The 21,031-nt window shown below is 42.2% G+C and carries 19 protein-coding genes; 2 read left to right on the top strand and 17 right to left on the bottom strand.

What is annotated here, in order from left to right; genetic code table 11:
* Positions 1-67: 67 nt before the first annotated feature.
* From ispG to AC5JPT_RS12910, 7 genes are all read right to left on the bottom strand, one after another.
* Positions 68-1,183 (bottom strand): flavodoxin-dependent (E)-4-hydroxy-3-methylbut-2-enyl-diphosphate synthase, encoded by a 1,116-nt coding sequence (ispG, locus tag AC5JPT_RS12940; RefSeq protein WP_319049972.1) that lies wholly within the window; start codon positions 1,181-1,183, stop codon positions 68-70.
* Between the two features lie 109 nt (positions 1,184-1,292).
* Positions 1,293-2,120, bottom strand: a complete 828-nt coding sequence (locus AC5JPT_RS12935) for a helix-turn-helix domain-containing protein (RefSeq protein WP_493858339.1) — start codon at positions 2,118-2,120, stop codon at positions 1,293-1,295.
* Positions 2,111-3,058 (bottom strand): type IV pilus biogenesis/stability protein PilW, encoded by a 948-nt coding sequence (gene pilW / locus AC5JPT_RS12930; protein ID WP_493858338.1) that lies wholly within the window; start codon positions 3,056-3,058, stop codon positions 2,111-2,113. Before pilW ends, AC5JPT_RS12935 begins: the two co-directional genes overlap by 10 nt.
* A gap of 198 nt (positions 3,059-3,256) precedes the next feature.
* Positions 3,257-4,486 carry a dual-specificity RNA methyltransferase RlmN gene (gene rlmN / locus AC5JPT_RS12925; protein ID WP_443524705.1) on the bottom strand — a complete coding sequence of 410 codons (1,230 nt, stop codon included), beginning with the start codon at positions 4,484-4,486 and terminating at the stop codon, positions 3,257-3,259.
* Positions 4,487-4,854: 368 nt separating this feature from the next.
* Positions 4,855-5,286: a nucleoside-diphosphate kinase gene (gene ndk, locus AC5JPT_RS12920; RefSeq protein WP_057759031.1), complete on the bottom strand. Its 432-nt coding sequence runs from the start codon at positions 5,284-5,286 to the stop codon at positions 4,855-4,857.
* Positions 5,287-5,565: 279 nt separating this feature from the next.
* Complete coding sequence (locus AC5JPT_RS12915) at positions 5,566-6,855, bottom strand: adenylosuccinate synthase (RefSeq protein WP_493843547.1); 1,290 nt, start codon at positions 6,853-6,855, stop codon at positions 5,566-5,568.
* A gap of 153 nt (positions 6,856-7,008) precedes the next feature.
* Positions 7,009-8,304: an ATP phosphoribosyltransferase regulatory subunit gene (locus tag AC5JPT_RS12910; protein WP_493858337.1), complete on the bottom strand. Its 1,296-nt coding sequence runs from the start codon at positions 8,302-8,304 to the stop codon at positions 7,009-7,011.
* A gap of 506 nt (positions 8,305-8,810) precedes the next feature.
* Between AC5JPT_RS12910 and AC5JPT_RS12905 the strand changes: the two genes are divergently transcribed.
* Positions 8,811-9,200, top strand: a complete 390-nt coding sequence (locus AC5JPT_RS12905; RefSeq protein ID WP_319049964.1) for a DUF2237 family protein — start codon at positions 8,811-8,813, stop codon at positions 9,198-9,200.
* A 181-nt stretch (positions 9,201-9,381) separates the two neighbouring features.
* The gene (gene corA / locus AC5JPT_RS12900; protein ID WP_493858484.1) at positions 9,382-10,536 is read left to right on the top strand and encodes a magnesium/cobalt transporter CorA; all 1,155 of its coding nucleotides are present in this window, start codon (positions 9,382-9,384) and stop codon (positions 10,534-10,536) included.
* Positions 10,537-10,601: 65 nt separating this feature from the next.
* On the opposite strand, the gene AC5JPT_RS12895 is transcribed toward corA, so the two are convergent.
* The 10 genes from AC5JPT_RS12895 to AC5JPT_RS12850 form a co-directional block, all read right to left on the bottom strand.
* Positions 10,602-11,120: a phosphate-starvation-inducible protein PsiE gene (locus AC5JPT_RS12895; RefSeq protein ID WP_319049962.1), complete on the bottom strand. Its 519-nt coding sequence runs from the start codon at positions 11,118-11,120 to the stop codon at positions 10,602-10,604.
* Positions 11,121-11,217: 97 nt separating this feature from the next.
* Positions 11,218-12,096, bottom strand: coding sequence for a bifunctional methylenetetrahydrofolate dehydrogenase/methenyltetrahydrofolate cyclohydrolase FolD (folD, locus tag AC5JPT_RS12890; protein ID WP_493858336.1), 879 nt, complete (start codon positions 12,094-12,096; stop codon positions 11,218-11,220).
* Positions 12,097-12,439: 343 nt separating this feature from the next.
* Positions 12,440-13,918: a capsule assembly Wzi family protein gene (locus AC5JPT_RS12885; RefSeq protein ID WP_493858335.1), complete on the bottom strand. Its 1,479-nt coding sequence runs from the start codon at positions 13,916-13,918 to the stop codon at positions 12,440-12,442.
* A gap of 108 nt (positions 13,919-14,026) precedes the next feature.
* A complete protein-coding gene (locus AC5JPT_RS12880) occupies positions 14,027-15,232 on the bottom strand; it encodes a DegT/DnrJ/EryC1/StrS family aminotransferase (RefSeq protein ID WP_493858334.1) in 1,206 nt (401 codons plus the stop codon).
* Between the two features lie 53 nt (positions 15,233-15,285).
* Complete coding sequence (locus AC5JPT_RS12875) at positions 15,286-15,939, bottom strand: NeuD/PglB/VioB family sugar acetyltransferase (RefSeq protein ID WP_493858333.1); 654 nt, start codon at positions 15,937-15,939, stop codon at positions 15,286-15,288.
* Entirely contained in the window at positions 15,932-16,546 is a 615-nt protein-coding gene (locus tag AC5JPT_RS12870) for a sugar transferase (protein ID WP_493858332.1), read from the bottom strand. The genes AC5JPT_RS12875 and AC5JPT_RS12870 overlap by 8 nt, the downstream gene beginning before the upstream one ends.
* 9 nt (positions 16,547-16,555) lie before the next feature.
* Positions 16,556-17,695: a glycosyltransferase family 4 protein gene (locus AC5JPT_RS12865; RefSeq protein WP_493858331.1), complete on the bottom strand. Its 1,140-nt coding sequence runs from the start codon at positions 17,693-17,695 to the stop codon at positions 16,556-16,558.
* A complete protein-coding gene (locus AC5JPT_RS12860) occupies positions 17,692-18,831 on the bottom strand; it encodes a hypothetical protein (RefSeq protein WP_493858330.1) in 1,140 nt (379 codons plus the stop codon). Before AC5JPT_RS12860 ends, AC5JPT_RS12865 begins: the two co-directional genes overlap by 4 nt.
* Before the next feature lie 92 nt (positions 18,832-18,923).
* Positions 18,924-20,051, bottom strand: a complete 1,128-nt coding sequence (locus AC5JPT_RS12855) for a glycosyltransferase family 4 protein (RefSeq protein WP_493858329.1) — start codon at positions 20,049-20,051, stop codon at positions 18,924-18,926.
* Positions 20,044-21,021 (bottom strand): ATP-grasp domain-containing protein, encoded by a 978-nt coding sequence (locus AC5JPT_RS12850; RefSeq protein ID WP_493858328.1) that lies wholly within the window; start codon positions 21,019-21,021, stop codon positions 20,044-20,046. The genes AC5JPT_RS12855 and AC5JPT_RS12850 overlap by 8 nt, the downstream gene beginning before the upstream one ends.
* Positions 21,022-21,031: the final 10 nt, after the last annotated feature.

Raw genomic sequence — 21,031 nt, 5'->3', positions numbered from 1 at the left:
TTCATTGTGTTTTAACTTAACTGCTTGACGTTGTGTATCAGTGTGACACATGTATCAACACACTGGCCTATCTTACGCGAATGATTTCGTTTTCGCGCTTTTTTGCCAAATCTTCTGCGTGAGCACGAACCATGCTTTCTATTTCATCGACCAAATTGTCGGTATCAATAAGATGGCTTTTTTCGCCCATACGATATACTAGCGATCTTGGTGCGGCGCCAACGATACCGATATCTGCCTCTTTGGCTTCTCCTGGACCGTTTACCTTGCAACCAATGACGGATAAATCCATCGGTTCACGGATATCTTCTAAACGCGACTCTAACGCTGTCATCACTCTGATCACATCAAACTCTTGACGCGAGCAACTTGGGCAAGCAATAAAGTTGACGCCATTTGAGCGGATATTCAGCGATTTTAAGATATCAAAACCAATCTTAATCTCTTCTTCAGGCTCGGCAGCTAAAGAGATGCGAATTGTATCACCAATACCGTCTAACAAGAGACCACCAAGGGCAATTGCAGACTTCACCGCACCAGTACGATATACCCCAGCTTCGGTTACCCCAAGATGAAGTGGATTATCAATTTGTGCTGATATTAGACGATAAGCATCTAGTGTCAAAAACACATTACTGGCTTTGACAGATACTTTGTACTGATCAAAGTTAAGGCGCTCTAAAATATCGATATGGCGCATCGCTGACTCAAGCATCGCCTCCCCAGTTGGCTCAGTATATTTACGCTGAATGTCTTTTTCTAGAGAGCCTGCATTGACGCCAATACGGATAGGAATATTATGATGTTTAGCACAAGCAACCACTTCACGCACCTTGGCATCGCTACCGATGTTACCAGGGTTGATACGTAAGCAATCAGCGCCTGCTTCAGCAACTGCTAGGGCGATTTTATGATCGAAATGTACGTCTGCAATGAGAGGCACACTCACAAGTTTTCGAATCTCGCCAAAGGCTTTTACCGTGTCCATCGTTGGCGTTGACACTCGCATTAGGTCAGCGCCAGCTTCAACACAGCGCTCAATTTGGGCAACCGTTGCGGCCACATCACAGGTGTCAGTATTGGTCATGCTCTGCACACTGATTGGCGCATCACCACCAATTGCAACATCACCCACATAGATTTTTTTGGTCAAACGACGGTTGATAGGTGATGGCATTGACATACATAAATCCTTGAATCAAAAATAAAAAAGCCACTGGCTTGTATATATAAACGAGCTTGCACATGTGACCACTTTAGCGAAAACAGGCAATCAAACCTTTCATCAATAATTAAGGCGTTAACTCAAAAGCCGCTTGCTTATCAGTTGCATAAGTCTCTAAAGCGACCGTTTCTTGATTGAGCATCAAGCTGACATTATCGATATTATCGATTTGCACATCGAATGGTGGCATACCTGATAGATCATAGTCGCCAGCTGTCTGGGCGCCGCTAATCAGATTATTGCCAGAGGCATCAGTGATACTAACTACGGCATCATCGCTCAACTTAACATTCAGAAAAGCCGTACTAGCATTGGCATCACCCAGATTCAGCGCAGAGCCAGAAGCGCCAACGCTACTGGCATCATTATCAATGTTAATCGCGGCCCCCTGCGCTTGCTCTATGGCTGATACATCTTCCACAGCAGCGACAGGCTCTTGGTTATTTTCTTTACTCGCATTACTCACCATACGGAATAAAAATATCGCCAAAATAATGAGTCCAATCACGCCGATGATCAATAGTGGATTGAAACGGATACGACTATGCGTATCACGCTGTAATGTACCCATTGGTCGCAGTGGCGTATCCGTGTTATTTACTGACTTGGCTTTAAGCTCATTAGGATAGGCGGCATCGAAGCTACTTGCGATTTTGGCTGAATCCAGACCTAAGTATTTGGCATAGTTGATGGCGAAGCCACGAGCAAATGCGGCTTGTGGTAGTTCAGAGAAGTTCTCGCTCTCTAATGCCTCTAGATGGCGTTTTAAAATAAATAACTCGGCGGCCGCCTCATCTAAACTGACTTGCTTAGTTTTTCGGGCTTGCTGCAACATGGCACCAAATGATCCCTGAGCGTTAGATTGAGTGTTCGATGATGGGGTGGTCATTTCCATGGTGCCTCTGGATTGTTAAGCCAAGTCTTAAGTTGTTTCGCTTCATCGCTCAGTGGATAAGCAGATAAAAGCTGCTGGGCCAATTGCTGGCGCGTTGTCGTGTTTTTTTGTGCTGCCGCAAGTTTGATACCTTGTAGGAGCAAGCGGGGGCTGATGCCCTGCCCTTGAACCAATATCAATGTCTCATCATATAACCTTTGAGCCTGAGGTACGCGCTGTTGTTCAAGCAACAAATCAACCAATTCGATATGGGCGATGATGCTATTGCGGTTACCATCAAGCGCTCGCAAGAACGCTTTAGCAGCAGCGCTGTTATCACCCAGCTGAAGGTATGTGCGCCCTAGATTTTCTAATGCACCGATACGGCCTTCATAGCCTAATGATGCGCCTGCAATCTCGAACTGCTCTGCCGCCTCGCGATAGCGCTTCGCCTGTGACAAGTAAACACCATAATTATTGTGTGCTTGCACAAAATCTTTGTCTAGCGCGATTGCTTTTTTGAAGTACTGATCGGCTTTTGCAAGATTGATGCGGCTGCCTTCTTGTTGCAACAAAACGCCCATCATATCATAGGCTGGCGCGTAACGGCTATCGGCAGCAAAGGCTTTTTCGAGCTGACGCTGCGCCGCATCCAGCTCATTCTTGCGGATATATTGCGCCGCCAGTGAGGTGCGCACACGTGCAGCTTCTTGTTGGTCTGAGTCGCGATCACCGCTTGCGCCCGTAGAGGTTTGATAGACTGTACCACCTGTCAGATCATTACTTGGCGTGCTCTGACAACCACTTAATAATGATCCTGCGAGCACAGCCACAAACAACATTTGTTTCGGTACATTCTTCGATACATTGACATGAGTCGTCATCGCACCTATCTGCTTATAACGTTTAAAAAATGGTTTGTTAGGTTCAAACTGACAAGAATTTTTAGAAGTCATCATAGCCGCCATCATAAAACTGTGGTTCAATGCATTTGATCATCGAGGCATCAGTTTAATAGATTTAACCCCTATAAGTACAATTTAGTTGTTGTTAATTGCTGTGTTCTTCATTCTCGAGCGTTATTGATACATTTTTGTTACCATTGCGACAGACAAATGACAGCTAAGCGCTTACGTTTGGCACTTCTATGACTTGTATCAACCGTTTTCACGATCTTTGATACTTTGCTGCCATGCAGCCGAACGTCTGGTACGATCAGCCACTTGTCCAACCAACTGACCACAAGCTGCATCGATGTCATCACCACGTGTCTGGCGAATAGTACAGACAAATCCAGCTTCGCTAAGTATATTACTAAATGTATGGATACGGTTGTTGCTCGACTTATCGTACGGCGCGTGTGGGAACGGATTGAACGGAATAAGATTGATCTTACTTGGTAGACCGTCCAATAGTGCGACCAACTGGTGAGCATGCTCATTGCTATCATTGACCCCATCAAGCATCACATACTCAATAGTGACGTGCTTTTTGTGACGCGGGTTCACATCATAGACGTAGTTTTTTGCAGCGGCAATCAGCTCATCTAGTGGGTATTTTTTATTGATTGGTACCAGCTCATTACGTAGCTCATCGTTTGGCGCGTGCAATGAGATCGCCAATGCCACATCAATATCTTGAGCAAGTTGATACATTTTGGGGACGACACCTGACGTTGATAATGTCACACGGCGCTTCGATAATCCGTAAGCATGATCGCTAAGCATCAACTCCATTGAACCAACCACTGGTTTATAGTTTAATAACGGCTCACCCATACCCATCATGACGACATTGGTGACGTTATTTTCCCATAGGCTATGATCGACGTTTTCTAGGCTTTCGTTTTCGTCAGTCATATATGAGGCATTGGCAACCCATAGCTGTCCAATGATCTCAGCGGCACTCAAGTCACGCTCAAACCCCTGCTTCCCTGTACTACAAAAACTACAATCAAGCGCGCAGCCAACTTGTGAAGACACACACAATGTTTTGCGGCCATTTAGTTTGCTGTCATCTGCTGGAATCAATACAGTCTCAACCAATGAGCCGCCCGTCACTTCAAACACCCATTTACGTGTACCATCATCGCTGTATTGACGATGAATAACCTTTGGCGGTACCACACAAGCATTAAGTGACAACTTATCACGCAATGATTTACTCAAATTGGTCATTTGCTCGAAGTCGGTAACCCCATGCTGATAGATCCATTTAACAACCTGAGTAGCGCGAAATGGTTTTTCGCCAATACTTTTGAAGTAATCAGCCAGCTGTGCTTGGGTCATACCCAGTAGATTGGTTTTGGCATGGGCCTCGTCTACTAATTTGATGCTATCAGTAAGCTTGGCAGGTATGTGCTGGGTTGGTGCTTGAACAGTTGACATAATAGGTAACCTTTTTGCATCAGTCTAATAAGCGATGCAATTATTGATATGAGCGTTGCCGTACACACGTATGGCTTGAATGCATGAGCAATCCGTTATGAGCGTCGTTTTTATTAAGTCACTAAAGCGACTTACAATATCAAATTATATTGACTAAAAACATGCTGATAAAGGATTGATAACGCTGATTAAAACTAATAATGAGGGGCTCTTCAGATAATTTCAATCTAGATTGCTCTATTATAATCTAAGTTGCCCATCAGCAAATAGCTAAAACGGCCTATACCCATAAGATATAAGCCGTCTTGCCAAACCAATTATTAACAATCACTATGCTAGTGAGTAGCTGACATTAATAACTGCTGCTATTAACGCGTACGTGCACAAACTTCGTCATCGCTGAAGAAGTAGCTGATTTCACGTGCTGCTGATTCAGCTGAGTCTGAACCATGTACTGCGTTTTCATCGATACTGCTAGCGAAGTCAGCACGGATAGTGCCTTCAGCCGCTTCTTTTGGGTTAGTAGCGCCCATGATTTCACGGTGCTGAGCGATAGCATTTTCGCCTTCTAGTACTGATACCAATACTGGACCTGACATCATAAATGACTTTAGGTCATTATAAAATGGACGCTCAGCATGCTCAGCGTAAAAACCACCTGCTTTTTCGTCATCAAGTTGTAGCATTTTAGCGGCAACGATTTTTAGACCCGCTTGTTCGAAACGGCTGTAGATAGCGCCGATGTGGTTGCCAGCAACTGCGTCAGGTTTGATGATAGATAAAGTACGTTCGTTAGCCATGAAAGCTCCTAATAAATGATAAATTCGATAAAAATGAAAGGGTTAATACTTTGTTTTATCTTTAGCCGCCATATTGGCCTCAGCTGACTTGACTAACTCATGGTCAGTCAAATCTAATACCTGAGTGCCAACATAGGATTGCTGCCTATTATAATGATTAAGGCTATAAATGATAGGGTTAATTTATGACCACACCTTGCAAAAAAGTAAAAATCCCAATGCTCAGCACTGGGATTTTTATTAATACTAGAAATGGCTCACTAAGATGTATAGTGAAAATTAAGCATCATATGGGTCACGTAATACAATCGTCTCTTCGCGATCAGGACCAGTTGAGATGATATCAACTGGGCAACCAATCAACGCTTCGATACGTTTGATGTATTTTTTAGCGTTCTCTGGTAGGTCGTCATAGTTAGTAACACCAACAGTAGATTCGCTCCAGCCTTGCATAGTCTCGTACTTAGGCGTTACTGACTCGTAGAATTCAGCATCATGCGCGCCTGCACACTCAGTTTCAGGTAGGTTGTAACCCACACCAATGAGCAACTCTTCAAGACCATCTAGTACGTCAAGCTTGGTCAGGCAGATACCTGACATAGAGTTAAGTACTACGGCACGGCGTAGTGCTTCAGCATCGAACCAACCACAGCGACGGGCACGACCAGTGGTCGCACCAAATTCGTGACCAACTTTGGCAAGATGAGCACCAACATCATCGAACAATTCAGTTGGGAACGGGCCGCTACCAACACGCGTGGTATAAGCTTTAGTAATACCAAGTACATAATCTAAGTATAATGGACCGATACCAGTACCAGTAGATACGCCGCCTGCTGTTACACTTGAGCTGGTCACAAACGGATAAGTACCATGATCGATATCAAGTAGTGTACCTTGCGCACCTTCAAACATGAGGTTCTTGCCAGCAAGACGTAACTGATTTAGGTCTTCGGTGACATCAGTAACCATACCTTTGATTTCTTCTTTCCACTCTTGGCATAGCTTGAGTGTCTCATCAAAATCAATCGCATCAACTTTGTAGTACTCAGTCAGTTGGAAGTTGTGATATTCGATGAGGTTACGTAGCTTCTCTTCTAGATCTTCACGGAACAAATCAGCAAGCTTGATTGCACGGCGTGCTACTTTGTCTTCGTATGCAGGACCGATACCACGACCCGTTGTACCGATTTTACCGCTGCCACGCTTGGCTTCGCGAGCTTGATCAAGTGCCACGTGATAAGGCATGATAAGTGGACAGTTTGGAGAGATACGTAGACGCTCGCGTACTGGTACGTTGTTGTCCTCTAACTCTTTCATCTCTTTTAGTAGTGCGTCAGGTGCGAGCACCACGCCATTACCAATAAAACAGGTCACGCCTTCACGCAAGATACCTGATGGAATCAAATGCAAGACAGTGGTTTTGCCATCGACAACCAACGTGTGACCAGCATTATGACCGCCTTGGAAGCGGGCTACTGCTGAGGCTTTTTCGGTAAGTAAATCAACGATTTTACCCTTACCTTCGTCGCCCCATTGGCTACCCAAGACTACAACATTCTTACCCATGATCAATCCTTACCTTTATGTATTGAGGTGTGTGCAATAACAGTTGGAAAGCTAAAATAGCTTTGTGCTTTATTTACTGTATCTTTTTATCTAACGAACCATTGAGCGTTCTAATAACGTGTACTTAATAAATTGTATTTATTGAACTGGCAACTAAACAGTTTGTAGATGCCATTGATTGTCCGTCATAACCAGTCGATGAGTAACATCATGTGGACGATCATCTGCGTTCAATGGCATGGTGACACGGTAGCCTTGCTGACGCAGACTCTCAACTTGCACAGATAGCGTTTGTGTCTCATCTGCAGTTGCGTCAGCCAGCGATTCAAAATCAACCAGTACGATAGTCGGCGCATCAAGCTGTGTATGAGCGAGCAAGCGACTGATATCCATACTAAAGCCGGTGGCGGCGCGTAGGGTTTGCGTTTGGCTCTGCATACCATCAAAGCGACCACCACGTACTAGTGACTGGGTCTCACTATTGATATAGCCGTTGAATACGATACCCGTATGGTAGTGATAGCCTGATAGTTCGGTCACATCGATACTGACTGGGCACTGCCACTGATCTTCTAAATGAGATTTTAGACGTTGTAGCTCATCCACAGCGGTTGCGATTTGGCTGTCTTGTTGCGCTGCGTCTGACAATTTGGCCAACAAGTTTGCGATATCATGACCGAAGCGTGCCAACACATAAAAATCATCACCCATTGGTAAGTCTTTGCAGACGCGCTTGAGTTCTGGAAGGTTTTTATTGGCATATAAATACATCAAGCGCTCAGTCGCGTTATCTGGCAACTCAGCCAATTCAGCTAGGCGCTTAAATATCGCTACATGACCCAAGTCAATATGAAGTGCGGCACTCATATTTAAGTTATTTACCATCGTAAACAACACATCAATCAGCTCAATGTCTGCTGCCAGTGATTCACAACCAAATATTTCAGCACCTAACTGTAACGGTGTACGCGAGCCAAACAGTCCTGATGGTAAGGTATGGATCACATCACCAACGTAACAATAACGTGCAATACCCGTACCGCCATGATGCGCATCTATACGTAAGATCTGCGGCGTAATATCAGCACGCACACCCATTAGACGTCCGGTCAGCTGATCGATGATCTTAAAGGTCTGACGCTTGAGATCTTCTGATGCATCACTGAGCAAGGATTCAGTAAACTCGAGCATTGGTGGACAAACAAGCTGATAGCCATGAGTGATGAGTTGCTCAATCAATTGATGCCTAAGCACCTCTTGCTTATGCGCGTCTTCGAACAGTACATCGACTACCCCATCAGGTAATAGCCAGCTGTTGGCAACATCGCTCGCAAAACCACTTAGATAGGGCATGCTGGTAGATGCAGCGCTGTCTTTTGCAGACTGAGTCGCTGTCTCGTTTATGGAGTTTTGCTGGGTAGGTTTTGCAGAATCAGAACTAACAGACACAATAAATCCTTGTTTGGCGTATCGCTTACCAAAAACGCGGTACTGAAGCGGTACTCAAAGGGTTGTTTTGCCAAATATTGACGCCGTGTTTTTTCAACACGCAACATCATTGACCCAATTATTTATAAACAAACCAGGTAACCGCAAAAGGGTGAATAATAAGTATAATTTTGAATGATAAGACGAGTATCTTTATGCGCTAAAAAATTGCGACAAATAATCAAGGCACTTTATGCTTTAGTTTAGCATAGCACTTAAGGTTCGCCTAGTGACAATTATCTCCAATCGTTATCTAATTAGCATCTAATGACACCTTATAAGTAAAGCAGATACAGCTCTATCTAGGACCTGCCTACGAGAGGATTTAACGCGATGTTTATTTGCTAAAGGGGTGGCTGACAATAGCGTGTACTTTTTGTTATCCATCGGGTGCTGCGCATGTTTACGGCAGCGTCTTTGGCACATACTCATGGTACACTAACACATATTTTTATCTCGGAAGCCTTATGTCATCTGATTATCACCCAAATCCTGCCAATAACCAAACCAATGTATTAGGCACTGCCCTTGCCAGCTGCTGCTTCGACCCTATCACCGGCTATTACCGCAACGGCTTTTGTCATACCGGCAATCACGACGTCGGTCAGCATACGGTTTGCGCCAAGATGACCAGTGAATTTTTGAACTTTTCAGCCAGTCGCGGCAATGATCTTATTACCCCGCTACCTGAATACAATTTTGCAGGTCTCAAGCCTGGTGATTATTGGTGTATTTGTGCGCTGCGCTGGGTTGAAGCGCTAGACTTTGATATCGCCCCACAAATCAAACTAGAAGCGTGTCACGAGAGCCTATTGGCATTGGTAGATATTGATACTCTAAAAAGCTATGCCTTATAAAGGGTTACTAAATAAAGGGCACTAGTACATAGCCATATTCAGTCACAGCAGCCATGCTCACGGCTTTTAGACATCAGATTTTAGATTATTGCCGTTTTTTTATTATGTGGCAGGAGGATGTATGGAAAACGACAATAACCAATTAATCAAAAAAACGGCTCATATTGCTCCTGACTCTAATATGAGCCACATTTATGCCAACATGAATGACAAGCACCTCTATCTAGATGGTGATGACAGCTATATCTATGGCGATATTGATGCGACAACAGAAGATACTATCGAGACCATGACGGTCTACGATCCTGACTCTGAACGCTATGAAGATATTGATTCATCAAGTGCCGATGAAGTGGTCAACTGTTACGCTTACTCTCGCAAGACAGGCGAAAATATAGATAAGGTGGCACTTAATGATGTGAGCCGTGCTCTTAGTAATAACGGTCAGTTTATTTGGCTTGGTCTCTATGACCCCAGTCTAGAAACCATGGTCAAAGTAAAAGACGCTTTTGATATCCATGAGTTAGCAATTGAAGATGCGTTTGCTGATCATCAGCGTGCCAAGGTAGAAAACTACGACAACGATATGGTCTTTGTGGTGCTACGTACTGCTAAACTTGAGGACAATGTCATTCGTTATGGTACGACTGCGATATTCATGGGCAAAAACTACTTGATTACTATTCGTAATGGTCCATCGAACTCCTACGCCCCTGTCCGTGAGCATTGCCACCGTCGCCCTGAAAAGCTACGTATGGGTCCTATCTTTGTATTACATGCCATACTTGATTTTATCGTTGATAACTATATGCCGATCACTGATCGCTTGGGGCGGTATTTGCGCGAGCAAGAGCGCTATGTCTTTACGTATGAGTTTGATAAAGGCACACTAAAAAACCTCTATGAACTCAAGTCGCAACTGGTACATATGCGAGCTATTATCTTACCAGTCCAAGACATCTGTAGCTTCTTTATCAATCACAAAAAGAGCGAAATTGTCTCTGGTTTCTCTCAAGCAGCCAAGCCATATTTCCGCGATGTCAATGACCACCTTTTACACTCACTAGATGCTATCAACGGTCTGAATGAAATGTTAAGTGTGGTTATGAATACCTATATGGCTATGGTCAATATGGGACAGAATGAAGTCGTACGTAAGCTTGCAGCATGGGCAGGTATCTTAGCGGTGCCGACCGCTATTGCTGGTATCTATGGGATGAATTTTGATTTTATGCCTGAGCTGCATTGGAAATACGCTTACCTTGTGATCATGATTATCATCATCGCGTTGTGTAGCTTCTTATACTACAATTTCAAAAAACTAAAATGGCTATGATAGCCCATTCCTATATAAAAAAAAGGCTACCACTGGTAGCCTTTTTTTTATATAGGTATCAAACATTACTCACGGCGATGCTTTGTGTGACTATCTGGTGCTTGCGCATCGTCAGGTAGCATGGCTTTGACCGTTAAATTTGCATACTGTTTGTCGAGATTATCCTCTGGGCGACCAAAGGTTTTTGCGGTCCACGTCAGCACGACAATAGCGCCACTCAATAGCATGATCGCTACAGAAATTGTCGCCAGCAGCCATAGGTGAAAATAATCCGAGACCGCCTGTACGTCGACCACTAAATGCCGTGATAATGCAGTTATGGCAATAAATATCAAAAATTGAACGGGTAAACGATGGGTCTTAAAATAGATACCTATCATAGCTAACAGCTCAAGGTAAATAAATAGCATCAAAATATCTTTTAAGTCCGCTGAACCCTTTTGGACAATATCGACAAACTCCTTGCCTGCCGTCCAAACCACCACCACGCTGATTAAAAACAAGATGACGTAATGACAGATATCGACAAACTCTCTGCCAATACCTTGCAATCGCTCATGAAAACCTACGTTTTTCTTAGACATTTTTAGGTCCTATCAACTAAAAGGTGGTTGATTTAGCCTGAGTCTATATTGCCTCAAGCCTCTTAACTATCGGCGATCAGCATTCATGTCACTACTTTCAGCTGATGTTTAGACCTGCTGACTTTTCAGCAGCATCGACCGTTTGGCGAATAAGCGTATTGATAGTCATTGGACCAACGCCGCCTGGCACTGGGGTATAAGCACTGGCAATACTTTCCATACCCTTCATTTCAATATCACCAACACCGCCATCATCTGTTGGATGGAAGCCTGCATCAACAACCACGGCGCCTGCTTTGATCCACTCCGCTTTAATCAGCTCAGGCACACCCACAGCACCAACTACGATATCGGCACGCTTGATATGTGCTGCTAGATCTTGGGTTCTTGAATGACAGATGGTCACCGTACAGTTGGCATTGAGTAGCATCATCGCCATTGGTTTGCCCAAGATAGCACTACGTCCCACAACTACCGCTTCTTTACCTGATAATTCGACATTATGATGCTCTAACAAATGCATGATGCCTTGCGGTGTACATGAGCCGTAGGCAGGCTGCTGCATAGCCATACGACCAAAACCAAGACAAGTCACGCCATCGACATCTTTTGCCAAGTCAATTTGCTCAAAGCACGCGCGCTCATCGATATGTTCAGGGACTGGATGTTGCAGCAAAATACCATGTACATCTGGATTACTGTTTAGCTCCTCTATCTTTGCCATCAACTGCTCAGTGGTTGTCGCACTTGGCATCTCAACACGTATAGAATCCATACCAACACGCTTACAAGCATTACCTTTCATGCGAACGTAAGTTGCAGAAGCAGGATCATCACCAACCAATATCGTGGCAAGGCTTGGGGTGCGTCCAGTCTTGTCCTTTATCGTATCAACGCGTGTACGCAGATCCTGTTCTATTTGTTTGGCAAGTGCTTTGCCGTCCAAAACGGTGGCGGATTCTTGAGCAGTAGACATAGTAACTCCAATAGGGGGTACGATATAAAAAAATAAAGACAGCGCGCGCAAATACTTTGCATGCCTGTCCTTTGCTTCGTCAACCTTTGACTAAGAATAATATTGTACCTGTGTACGCTGCAAAATCCTAGCATGTATTAGAGTACAACTAAAAAGTAATTCTTTAGCTATTACTGTGCAATATACAAGTAAAGATCTATCAAATTGACGATTATTTATAGAACATACACATCAATTTACCAACACATAGTTCTAGCAACAGCTCAAACAAAAAACGGCCTACTGTGATATTAGTAGACCGTTTCTTAATCTTTAGAGCACTAAATTGTTTACTCATTCTTATTTAATAAGTCTGGAACTCTAACCCTACACCTGCGCCAATATCGGTTGACTGAGTATCAGAGTCTACTGCCCATATTCTGCTTGTAATCAATGTATTGGGCTGCCATTGATGCGCCCATGATACGTCAATAGCGGTTAATTTATCCTTTATTGGAAATGCTTGGTTATCAGACTTTCCGGTGCGACGATCTAACTCTCCTGACTGATTGACTTTAGCATGCTGTAGCTTGCCATGAAGAAAGTTACGCCCATCTAACCATAATTTTCCACCTACTGATATGCTTTCTGCATCACCACCTAAAGAATGTCCAAGTGGATAGCCTTGCTGGTAGTAACCATCAGTATAGGTACCATGATCGTAAGATACGCCTCGGACTTCACCGCTCGTACGTGTATCTACATATTCAGTATACAGCTGATATGGCTTACCATAGGCGGCAGAAGCATAATCGATACCAGCCAAATACATATTTTTGGCTGGTAAACCACCCGCTTCATCTTCACCTATGTACTGTGCATAAACACCAGCTGGTACGTTAACCAAAGGCGCTAGGCTTAAGCGTGCATCAAAACCACCTAGTTGGTTAGCAGGATCTTCACCAATCGTAGCACCATTGTCACCGTTATCTTTAGTCCCTAAAACAGCATCACCGAAGGAGCTAAAACTCTCTGGACGACCTTCCCCGCCCCACATAAAGGTTCGAGACGCACCAACTTCTAACCACTCCCATGGACTCGCGGTCAGGCGGGCACCAAATAGCTTAGCATCTGGTATAGCCTCATAATCATCTAGCTGACCTGCAAACAGCTGATACTGCCAAGGACCAACCCAGTTCAAATACTGGTTAGTCGGTGCAGTTTGCGTATCACGCTGCATAGTAATACCTGTGACTGGGATGCTGGCATCCCCTCGGATAAGACTACCATCATTTCCTGGGCCCCACCATGCTGGAATCTTACCTGCTATTAACCACTGATTGGCTGCTGTACCAGCGATATACGACCCCTCAAAACTAACATCACTATCATCATCGATAAGCTCATCGTTTTTTACGTTGGCTTGTAGCTTCATCTCCCAGTTCTCTTCACTGAGTCCTATCGCAGCTGATATCTGCTGGCCTGCCAGATTGTCATCTGCAAAAGTCTGCGGCAGCTGTTGGCGGTTTGTTTGTAAGTAAGCTTCCGCCTCTGCTTTGACTAAAGAATTTGGGTTTTGAGCCAGCTTGACACGTACAGACTGCAATACTCTTTGCTGGGTATCAGTCGTCACTTCAGCCGTATTGAGTGCATTTGTAATCTCATTAGCAGTCAACGGCCATGTGCTGGTGCTAATATGCGTCACACCTTGCGCATTTAACCAATCAAGCTCGGACTTGAGTTTCATATCATTCATATACAGATTTTGTGCTGAAGCCAACATCGATGCGGTACCGAGAGCGACTAACAAACTCATCTGCTTAAATTTTTGTGGTTTAGACATAATTACCTACTCTTTATGAAGGACGCTTTTCGATAGCAGATAAGCGGTAATGAATAATATAATAACTATAATTTGTATACTTGGTGCGAGTGTTGACTTATCCAAGCTTTAATTATCAGTTTCAATTTTTGCTAACACCATATCTAGTGCTTGAACTGTTTTGTCGATTTCTGACTCAGTGAGTGTTGGATGTACCAAAAACATTAAGCTTGTCTCACCCAATTGCTTAGCTATTGGTAATCTGACCTCTGGACGTAAGCCAGTATTATCAAATGCTTTTTCTAAATACACCTCGGAGGCGGAACCAGAGAAACATGGCACACCTTGCTCATTAATAGCTGCAATAATGCTATCACGATCCCATCCTGCTGGTAGATTCTCAGGCTGAACATAGACATATAGCTTATAGTAAGCATGCTTAGTATCTGTAGACTCAGACATATCCTCTAACCTAGGAACCGACATATAATCTTTGTCTGCCCAACTTGTGCAGGCACCTAAGATAGCGTGCGCATTAGCAGTACGGCTCGCAGTCCACTCACCCATACGCGTCAACTGAATACGTCCAATCGCTGACTGCATCTCAGGCATACGCCAGTTGGTACCAAAACTCTCATGTAGCCAGCGATACCCTGGTTGGTGCTCTGTTTCGTACACAGCAGCATAACTTTTACCATGGTCTTTATATGCCCACATCTTACGCCACAGCTGCTCGTCATTGGTAGTGACCATGCCGCCTTCACCGCCTGTGGTCATGATTTTATCCTGGCAAAAACTCCAAGCGCCAATATGACCAATACTTCCCACACTGCGACCTTTATAGCATGCACCATGTGCCTGAGCGCAATCTTCAATCACATATATATCATACTCATCTGCCAGTGACATGATAGCGTCCATGTCACACGGCCAGCCTGCCAAATGGACACAAATTATTGCTTTGGTTTTTTTGGTCAATACCGCTTTAATAGAGTCAGCGGTAATATTACCCGTTGCCGCTTCTACGTCTGCAAAAATGGGAACTGCACCTGCATTAACAACGCATGAAATACTAGCAATAAACGTACGCGGCGTGACTACAACCTCGTCACCTGCACCTACATCGAGTGCTTTTAATGCCACATCCAATGCCAGTGTACCATTACTGACAGCTACTGCATGCGCACAATCAGCCCATTCGGCAAACTCTTTTTCCAACTCGCGCCCTTCCTGTCCCGTCCAATAGTTAACTTTGTTGGACAGCAACACTTGACTGACTTTGTCTGCTTCTTGCTGAGTAAAGCTAGGCCACGGTGAAAAATCGGTATTTAACATACGTTCCTCGGTAATAACGAATAATAATTAATCACTAACTGCATAGATAGTATCTAGGCCTTTATAAGCGGACGAGCAGGGTTTCCTACGACGATTGCTCCCGCTGGAACATCTTTGGTCACGACTGCGCCCATACCTACAATAGCGCCTTCGCCAATGATCAAGGGCTTATCGGGTGTGCCTTGTTTAATAACTGCCCCAGTACCAATATAAGCATGGTCATGAATATTGATATTGCCATTACAACTAACACGCGGCGCAAAAGTCACATAATCACCGATGATGCAGTCATGCTCTACATAGCTATAGAGATTGGCATGAAAGCACTTCCCAATAATGACATTAGAACCAACAGTCACAAACGGACTAAGCGCTGCACCTGCTTCTATGGTCACGTCATCCATAATAATAGTACTGTCTGCTTGTACTGACCAAAGCACTATACCATCAGCAGCTAACTTATTCGTAATTGTTTCTCGTACTATACTGTTAGCGATGGCGATTAAAACAGCTTTTTTGCCACTTAGCGCAATAAAGTCTTGATAATTTATTGCTTGGTAACCGTTGATAGTCGAGACTGCTTGCAGACTGTCATCAATAAAGAGTAAGTCTGCTTTAGGATTGGTTTGCAGTAGCCTTGCTTTTGCCACCGGCATTAGACTCCGCCCGCAGCCCGATGCGCCATAGACCGCATAAACCTCATGCATTGCTTGTCTCTTCTACCGTACTACCAGCAAACTTTGGCATTGTCGCTTCGCCTTCGGCAGAGATGCCGTCTTTGACGACCACTTTTTTGACTGTTTTCAATAAAATCTTTATATCAAGCCATAGCGATTGGTTATCGACATACCACGCATCAAGCTCGAATTTTTCATCCCAGCCAATCGCATTACGCCCATTAATCTGCGCATAGCCTGTAATGCCAGGACGCACGTGATGGCGACGTTTTTGCTCATCAGTGTATAGTGGCAAGTACTCCATCAATAATGGGCGTGGCCCTACAAGACTCATGTCACCTTTGATTACGTTCCACAGCTCTGGCAACTCATCTAAACTAGTATCACGCAGACGCTTACCAAAATCTGTCAGACGCTCACTGTCTGGCAATACGTTACCCTCTGCATCAGTCGCATCTTTCATTGAGCGAAATTTGATCATCTCAAAAGGTATACCATTCTTACCAGGACGCGTTTGACGAAAGAGTACTGGCGAACCTAAGTTTTTATTCACTTTATAGACAGTGATGGCATACACTGGAGATAATGCAATTAAGGCTGTAGTAGCAGCGGTAATATCAAAAAGTCGTTTTATCATACTTATTTTTTACAACCCCATTTCCATTAACATTATTCGATTTACAGCATTTACATCGAACTTATCTTCCGCCACTTGCCTAGCTGCCTTACCCATACGAGTAATAAGCTGTGGATCGAGTATAAATTTTTCCATCGATACTGCCAGGGCATCAGCGTCTTTAACTGGTACTAAATAGCCGTTGTGACCATCAATCACCGTCTCTCTACAGCCTGGTGCATCTGTCGTGATCACAGCGCGACCCATTGCCATTGCCTCAAGTACCGTACGCGGTGTACCTTCGCGATAAGAGGGCAACACATAGATAGAGCTATTAGCAATCGCGGGTTTAACGTCAGAGAGTTTGCCCAAAAAGTTAAACAGACCATCCTTAATCCAAGTATCCAGTTCACGCTGCTCAATTGCATCTGGATTGTCATCGATCCAACCGACTAGATAAAATTGGGCTTGCGGATATTTAGCTTTAATGATCAAAGCAGCTTGCGCATATTCGCGGACACCCTTTGCCGTCAACAACCTTGCGATTAGTAGAAATTTTGGAACAGGATTACCATCAATAGTAGGCAGTGCTGCTACACTATACTCACTCACATTGACACCAGATCCACTTACCACTTTACTCGGTATGGAAGGTTTCAAAATACCCATCTTTCTAAATAGTGCTTCATCATCTGGGTTCTGAAAGAATACTTTTTGCGTCGAATTCAGAGCCACTGCATAAAGTTTATGCATAAATTTTTGTAGTTTAGACTTTTTGTACCCTACCTCATCTGCCCCACTAAAGGCATAGCCAAGCCCTGTTATCAGCGCAAAAATATGCGGTACACGGGCAAGCTTAGCAGCAAGCGAACCATAAATAACCGGTTTGATGGTATAGCCAAGCACATAATCAGGCTTAAGCTTCATCATCAAGCGATACAGCTCAATAACAGTTTTTAAGTCTTTTTTAGGATTGGTACCCGTACGCTCCATAGCAATGTCATGCACCTGATAGCCCAAATCTTTTAGCGCTTGGTGCTCATCAGGATAGTCGCCAAAGTCAGGCGCGGCGATATGTACTTCAAACCCTGCATCTTTGATAGCGGTAATGAGAGCGCCACGAAATTGTAAAATGGATGCAGGGTAACTGGCTATTATTAGAAACTTCATGGATTTACTCGGTTATTATTTGTTCGATACTGACAGAAAGCAAAAATAAGTAGATAAAGAAGAACAGGCATGAACATCCATTTTTGACGCGTTGCAATACCTAAATTTGCTGTTGTCACTGCTAATATTGTACAAGTTAAAAATGCATACGTGAATAGCCATAGAAGTTTACCTTGTACAAATATTTTTAAATTAAATTTTATTTTAAATAAAATATACAAAAACAAAGACAATATTGCAGTATTTTCGATGGCAGTCACTAGAGAGACAATATTATGTGCCTCGAAGGGTAACGGTCTAAAAATATATGTAAACATTTGCATTGGATAACTCATAGAAGCAATATCTAAAGATGATCCGCCACCCAAATTTGATACCTGTCTTTCATCTATGTAACCAGTCACGCTATCTAACGATGCATCCTCCAGACCAATATATTGTTGAACAAAGCCAATTGATAAGAAAACTCCAATACCAATGAATGGTAGGACCATAGATTTGACTACTATATGGGTCTTAGATCGAATTACAAAATAAATAACGTAAGATATAAGCATTATAGCCGCAATATGAGGTCTTACCATAAACATCATCACAAAAGAAATAACAGCTAATAAAGTAGTTTTTTTACTTGTAGTGATAGCATATAAAAATAAACAAGTAGCGCAAAATGAAATGGCGTCTTTACCTAGACCGCTACTCCAAAAGCTCATAGATGGTATAAATAATACGACAATCCAATACCAAGGCAGACTTACTAAGAAATTCTTCAATGACTTATATAAGAAAATTAAACCTAATGCACCTATAAAATTATAGAATAAAGCGGTATTTATGTAACTAGCATCTAGAATCTTAGTTGGTATAGATGTTACGTAATAGATGAATTTAGTTCCTGGAAAAAAACCAAATTCATTATCTAAAGACACTCTATAGTATTTTCTTGCATCGGCTTGGTTCGATAAAGTATAAATAAAATAAACTATAGAAAAAAAAGTATGCCAAACAAAAATCAAAAACACTTTATTTATATCTTTACTATTTTTGACACCAACTAATAGCACAACCGAAAAGCTAATTATAATTATCGACACTGTCAACATATTCTGATAAAAATCTATTGCGAATTCATTCATTAAAACACCCAAGATATTAGTCCTTAGAAATACAAATCACAATCTTAAGCTTTTAAAATCATGCTAAAAATCCTTTCAAAAATAGAATATTACTAATCATTCCAAATAGCTGAATATAGTTTTTCTATTTTATCAATACTATAATTATCAACTATATAATTCTCTAAGACTACTTGGAACTCATCCATATTTTTTTCTTTTATGCTTTTTATAGTTTCTATCAAACTATCTGCTAATGCATCTGCATTATTTGATGTTACAATAGTTCCATAATGCTGCAAAATGTGTCTTGCATCTCCAACGTCAGTAGAAACACACGTTAAGCCTGTAGCCATCGCTTCTACGAGTACATTTGGAAAACCTTCAGTTTTAGAATGCAGACAAAGAACATCCATTGCTTTTAGGCATTTTGGTACATCATCCCTTTGACCAAGTAAACTAAAATTATTCTGCAAGCCGTACTTTTCTATCCAACCCATTAACTCTAGATTTTTAGTGTCATTACCTCGACCTACAACCATAAATTTTAAATTAGGTAGTTTTTTCACTAGAATAGAAGCAACTTCTATAAATTTTTTTTGATCTTTGACTGGGTTGAACCGTCCCACGGATCCGATAACAATGTCTTCAGAAGACAAGCTATTACTCTTTCTAATGTAGACCCTATCTTCTTGCGAGGCACATAATTTATCTATATCAAAACCATTTGGAATGACTAGCATTTTTGTTGTGTCATAACCCATAGATGTGTGATGATTACTTGACACTTGAGCAGCACAAACTATTTTATCGGGAATATAATAGGAAAGTCTTGCACATATCTTACTCAAATAAAATGTCAACTTAGAATTGCCTTGCGAAACATCAGTAGTACGTACGCCCCAAATAATCTTCTTGATACCTAGCTTTTTAGCAGCAAGCCCACCCATTAAATCTGAATGATACATCCATGTCTGCACGACATCAGGCTTTATTTTTTTCAATAACTGATATAGACGTAACGATACGATCGGGCTAGAAATTATAGAAGACATATTTAGTGCATGCACAGTGATGCCCTGCTCCTCTAGATCTCTGCCAATGGGTCCCATATCCATTAGAGATATCACTTCATGTTGAAAAAGCCCTTTGCGGTGGCTATTTAGTACCAAACGCTTTAGCATCAACTCTGCACCACCAATGTTTAATCCAATAATTACATGGACAACTTTCTTAGTCATATATATTACTCATATATTGGTTGAGTGCATGTGCATAATTGTCTTCTAAATCCTTGGAGTTATCTGTCTTTTGCCAATCTCCACTCACACATTTGTAAAAATATGGAGCATTTAACAACGTATAAGGGCCAAAATTGGTACCTTGAAATTCAATTAGGTGACACCCAGACTCTGATTGTGCGATATCTAATGACAAATAAGGATTGTCTAAAACACTGGCTATGTTCTTTGCATAATCCAAAACTTCTTGAGGTGGAACAATAAATTCGAATTTCCCACTCCCGCTTGCCCTAAAATCATTTTTTCTTATAGATCTTTTTAAAGTAAAATAACGATCCCCAAATACTAGCACTTTAAAATCATGCTTTAATTTTGGTATGAATTCTTGCTCTATAAATAAATTGAAAGCTTTTCTTCTATATTGATATTTTTCGTATTCTTCACGATTTAGTTTAATTTTCCTTTGAATGCTTATTAATTTATTTTTTGGAGTTTTGCTGAAAAATGATTTTTCAACTTTTTTCAGGTCAGAATTTTTTCTGACTAAAAAAACACCAGAGCTACCAGCACCCTGAGCACTTTTCACTACTTTTGGAAAAGGGAGAATATGATCATTTATATCAAATAGACTTTTACCTATTATATTTCCAAACCCTTCTTTCTTTTTCCATACTTCTTGAAAGCTTTTATCCTCATGAGCCATTAATATATCGTAGCTTGGAATAAGACGAATTTTATCTTTTAAATAGAAAAGGTTATTTTTTAGGAATGTTCTTATTTCTTTATTTTCAGAAGAAGTATAAATCAAGATATCATTATCATTGAAAGAGGTAGTTCCTATCTCATTAATATTTTTTATCACAACTTCAAATTCTAATTTAGACACTAGCTTCTTTAAGTCTAAAATCTTCCAACTTTGACCTGCACTACCAAATGAACCATCTGGGAGAGTAAATAAAAAAACACTCACAACCATATCC

It is taken from the genome of Psychrobacter sp. H26, assembly GCF_059073035.1.
This window is presented reverse-complemented; position numbering and strand designations above follow the sequence as displayed.